Genomic DNA, 4,575 nt, shown 5'->3' with positions numbered 1-4,575 from the left:
ATGTGAACATGGCCTCGGCCGCGCTGCTCACCCGCATCTCCGGCCTCAACCCCACGCTCGCCGCCAACATCGTCGCCCACCGCGACGCCAACGGCCCCTTCCCCAGCCGCGCCGCGCTGCTCGAAGTGCCGCGCCTCGGGCCCAAGACCTTCGAACAGGCCGCCGGCTTCCTGCGCATCACCAACGGCACCAACCCGCTCGACGCCTCGGCCGTCCACCCCGAAGCCTACCCGGTGGTCGAACGCATCCTCGCCGACATCCAGAAGGGTGTGCGCGATCTGCTGGGCGATTCCCGCACCATCGGCCAGCTCAAGCCCGAGCGCTACGCCGACGAACGCTTCGGCCTGCCCACCGTGCAGGACATCCTGAAGGAACTCGACAAGCCCGGCCGCGACCCGCGCCCCGAGTTCAAGACCGCCAGCTTCAAGGAAGGCGTGGAAGAGCTGAAGGATCTCGCCGAAGGCATGATCCTTGAGGGCGTCGTCACCAACGTCACCAACTTTGGCGCCTTCGTGGACATCGGCGTGCACCAGGACGGCCTCGTGCACGTCTCCGCCCTCTCCGACCGCTTCGTGAAAGACCCCCACAGCGTGGTGAAGGCCGGCCAGGTGGTGAAGGTGAAGGTGCTGGAGGTCGACCTCCCCCGCAAGCGCATCGCCCTCACCATGCGCATGGGCGACCAGCCCGGCACCACCAGCCGCCCCGCCGGCGAACGCCGCGACGCCCCCCGCGGCAACCAGCGCGCCGCAATAGCAAAGCAGAACCGCGAGCCAGCCATGGCCGGTTCGCTTGCCAGCGCGTTTGCGAAAGCACTGAAGAAGTAAATCACCCCGCGGGCCGGCCAAAACCGGCCCGCAGCGCTTCAAGCAGCCCCCTCCACCGCACCCCTCCTGTAGGTCGGACTTCAGTCCGACACCCTCCCCCCACCGGCGCCCCCTCCCGCCGACGCAACACCCCCATCGCAAGCCCGCCCAAGGCCTTCGCGCGCCTGAAGTCCCCCACCCGCCCCACCAAACCCGCCCCCGCCGGCCCCAGACCTCAATCCCAGCCCGCCGCAGAAAGCACCCGGCGCGTGCGAAGCGTCAATCTGCCGCGCAACCCATGATGTGCACGCCTGCAATGACGATGTTGCACGCCCAACATCAACAATCGGCCCGCCAAACCTTTATGTTGGGCCGCCAACATAAACAGTGCACCGCGCTAACCCTTTTGTTGACGTCGCAAACTAAGGGTTTCGACCGTCAACATAAACAGTTGACGCACCAACATGAAGCATTGGGCCTCCAACATAAGGGTTAGCGTCGTCAACAGAAAGGTTACGCGACTCAACATAAGGGTTGCGCCGGTCAACATGAAGGTTGCGCAGGCCAACATGAAGGTTGGCGACTGCAACATGAACACTGACGCATCCAGCATCAGCACGATGGCAAGCACCGAGTGATCGCCCCGGCAACATCCCCTTCGCGCCTCCATCAATCAGGACGCCCGCACCCACAACGTCACCGAGCCCACCAAGCCGGGCAGGCTCGACTGCGCGCATGTCTTCAGGAGATCGACACCATGCTTGCGGGCTGACGCGGCACGCAGTAAATTGACACGGCATACGACACGGGGCGCAAGACTGAACGAAGCCACCCGCTGCAGGGGCAAGGATGGGGCCTCGCTGTTACTGCAGCGAAGGGGCTAAGGGTGATAGGCGACAGGGTGACGCAATTGATTCAGCGCTACTTCATTGAAAACAGTCGGTTAGAAGAAATTCTCAGGGTAGACGACAGTCGTCTACCCTGCTGGACGCGACATTTGTCGTCTACTTCACGTTATGCCGCTCAAACATAGCCATGGCCACAATTAGGCAATACTTTGAAACTGACTTCGACTACTGCCTCCGGGTAAAGATCAAGTACGACCTTGGGCGGGATTCGTATGAGGGCGCGGTTCTATACGACGCCAGCGCGAAATCGGCCTTTGTGGCGTTCTACTTTCCAGGTACCGCACACACTTTCGAAGGCTTCTTGAGTTTTCTCGGGTCTCTCCAGTACGGGAAGACCGGCCTCAATCTCGATGGAGGAATAGTCCTCCCTAGCGCTAAACAATTCCCGGGGCAACTGCGAGTGGAAAACTCCAATCCATTCGTAATTCGTTATCAACTATTTGGCGACCCATCTTGGAGAGACCTTTTCTCAATAGGCACCAGTGCTCGGGTGTTCTTTTACTCCGAGACAAATTTATCACCGTTTGATATTGAGAGGCTTCAAGCTGAAGCAAACACAATGGGCCATGACTTACAGTTCCGTTCAGATGGGTATGCTTTCGGTCGTAGCCAGTTTGAGAAACCACAAGCTTTTATCAGTCACGATTCGAAAGACAAAGAGTTAATTGCAAGACCAATCGCCCTAAACCTGCAAAGAAAATTATGCCCGGTTTGGTACGATGAATTTTCTCTAAAGCTCGGTGACCACTTGCGGCAAAGCATCGAAAAGGGTTTGAAAGAGTGCAGTAAGTGCGTTCTTATCTTGAGCCCGAATCTCTTCGCCAATAACGGCTGGGGAAAGAAGGAATTCGAATCCATCTTTACTCGCGAAATACTTGAAGAAGCACAACTTGTATTGCCCATTTGGTGCGGCGTCACAAAGCACGAGGTATACGAGTACAGCCCCAGTTTATTGAACGTGAAAGGTGTTGATTGGAGTGCCCTCGGAGAGGACGAAGTATGCAGGCAAATCTATCTTGCCGTTACCTCTGCGGCATAACCAATCATTCCACCGGACCTGCGCAAAAAGCCGCGCAGGCCGGTGAATTCAGACGTTAGGCTTAAGGTTGTCTTCTTGAAAAATCGGCCTACTCTATTTACAAACCATGCGGCTACATGCTGCCACTTCGAAAGAGAGCTTCTATGAAGTACCTTCGCTGGCCTCGGACGTTGCCGCCTGCGGCGGCAACACCGGTTAACTTAGACGTTAGGCGAGTTGGTTTTTTGGTGCGAATCTATAGTCAGCTTTACAATCTTTAATCAAGGAGCGTTAACATGAAGATTGTTGTTCGGGATCTACAGCCCACCTTTGCCGGCTCGGTTACGGATTACCTTTCCGTGCGCCTCGCGGAGTTTCAGTTCTACGACTCACTGACCGAGCCGCCAGTAACCGACGAAACAGTTTCCACTGCTCAACCCTCAGATTTCCCGCTGATCGACAGCGAGGCGGAGAAGACTATTGAGGAAGCGAAACGCTGTGCGAAAGCAACGCTAGCTCGACTCTATCCTCTCCTGCGGAATGAATACGTCCTCGACGAGATTTTTTCCTATCTCTGCGAGCCATTCTCCGGTGTCGAAGCAGGAACCGCATTGCTTCTTCAGAAAACAAACTACGCTACTGTTTACTTCCTGTTCGACCACGTCAGGGTCAGCCATGGGCGCCTAAGATTCGTCAGACCGTTGCAAGTCGGTCCGTATGTGTCCGCATCTCCTAGCAAGCCTGCTTGCGATATCGTTGAAGTTGTCGTAGAGATAGCGCTCTCCGTCGCAAAGAGCCTGGTAAGCGCGATCCTTGCGAAAGTCGGCGCATATGTCCTCGACCAGGTCTTCAAGGAACTTGGCATAGATTTCTTTCGCGATACTCAACCGCCTATTAAGGATATCGTCCATGAGGAAGTCACCGCAGCTGTGATCGGACAGGTGAACGGCAGAGTAAACGGAACCATCGAGTGGATTAAAAATACTTACAAGTTTCGAAAGCAACAATATGTCGCCAATCCTACAGAGGAATTGCGCCTAGAGCTGGCAGAAGATTTGCGCGATTATGCTAATGATTTTAACAGGGAAGTCATGGGTCCCCTGATGGAAACAGGCTTTCGATGTCCGGGCTTTGGCGTCTACCTGATCGGAGGCGGAACCCACCTTGCGCTTTACCAGGAGCGCGCTCTCATGGACAACCTGACGCCATCCCCCTTCCTGAAATCTATCCAGGACTATGCCAAGGATTATGCCGATTTCGGTGCGATTACATACGATCAAATAAAAACGGCACGCAGGAATTATGTGTCGTATTCCAAACGAAGACGGTGTTCATACGCCGGAGGGTATCCAGTCTGCGGCGAACACTTTGAATGGAACGACAAGCTCACAGGCGCAAGGCAAGAATTCGACTTCGGTGGTACCGGCGGTGACAGCGAAGATGCCGCCCTGTCGAAATGTAAGGCTTCCATGAACCAACATATTGATACGGTGTTTGCACAACTTGAAATAGATTTAGGTAAGCCGAGCGAAGTTTTGGCCGCTTGGAGGGGCCTCATTACGCAACCGCTGCCTGTAAAATAGCGCGGTGGGGCCGCAGGCAATGCTCCCAACTTAAGCCCTCTTATATGCCAAATGCTGATGCGGCTTGACGCGTCGTGGTCTGGGGTAACTTCGCTCGGATTGAACGCGGCAGTGATTGCACGCGATGGCGTCGAGCACGGTCTGCAACTGGTTTCGGGCGTGTTCGAGCGCGAGAAGGCAGCCGGCGAGGATCGGCTTGAGGGGTAAGCGCATCCCATTACACACATCTCACGCCTCCCCGAACTGCCGTGCATAGCGGGCGC

At 56.1% G+C, this 4,575-nt stretch carries 3 protein-coding genes; all 3 read left to right on the top strand.

Annotated elements, in window-relative coordinates:
• Window positions 1-824: helix-hairpin-helix domain-containing protein (locus Q0672_RS12220; RefSeq protein ID WP_298622518.1), on the top strand; the 824-nt coding region annotated here is incomplete at its 5' end.
• A 1,014-nt stretch (window positions 825-1,838) separates the two neighbouring features.
• Complete coding sequence (locus Q0672_RS12215) at window positions 1,839-2,750, top strand: toll/interleukin-1 receptor domain-containing protein (protein WP_298622517.1); 912 nt, start codon at window positions 1,839-1,841, stop codon at window positions 2,748-2,750.
• 275 nt (window positions 2,751-3,025) lie between these two features.
• The gene (locus Q0672_RS12210; RefSeq protein ID WP_298622516.1) at window positions 3,026-4,312 is read left to right on the top strand and encodes a hypothetical protein; all 1,287 of its coding nucleotides are present in this window, start codon (window positions 3,026-3,028) and stop codon (window positions 4,310-4,312) included.
• Window positions 4,313-4,575: the final 263 nt, after the last annotated feature.

This window comes from uncultured Zoogloea sp. (assembly GCF_937894855.1).
GTDB lineage: Bacteria > Pseudomonadota > Gammaproteobacteria > Burkholderiales > Rhodocyclaceae > Zoogloea > Zoogloea oryzae.
The sequence above is the reverse complement of the archived record's forward strand: the minus strand, read 5'-3'. Positions and strand labels throughout refer to the sequence as shown.

Bases quoted from the DNA above. Each gene is read 5' to 3' on its own strand.
- Q0672_RS12210 (WP_298622516.1), top strand. From the start codon at position 3,026: ATGAAGATTGTTGTTCGGGATCTACAGCCCACCTTTGCCGGCTCGGTT.
- Q0672_RS12215 (WP_298622517.1), top strand. From the start codon at position 1,839: ATGGCCACAATTAGGCAATACTTTGAAACTGACTTCGACTACTGCCTC.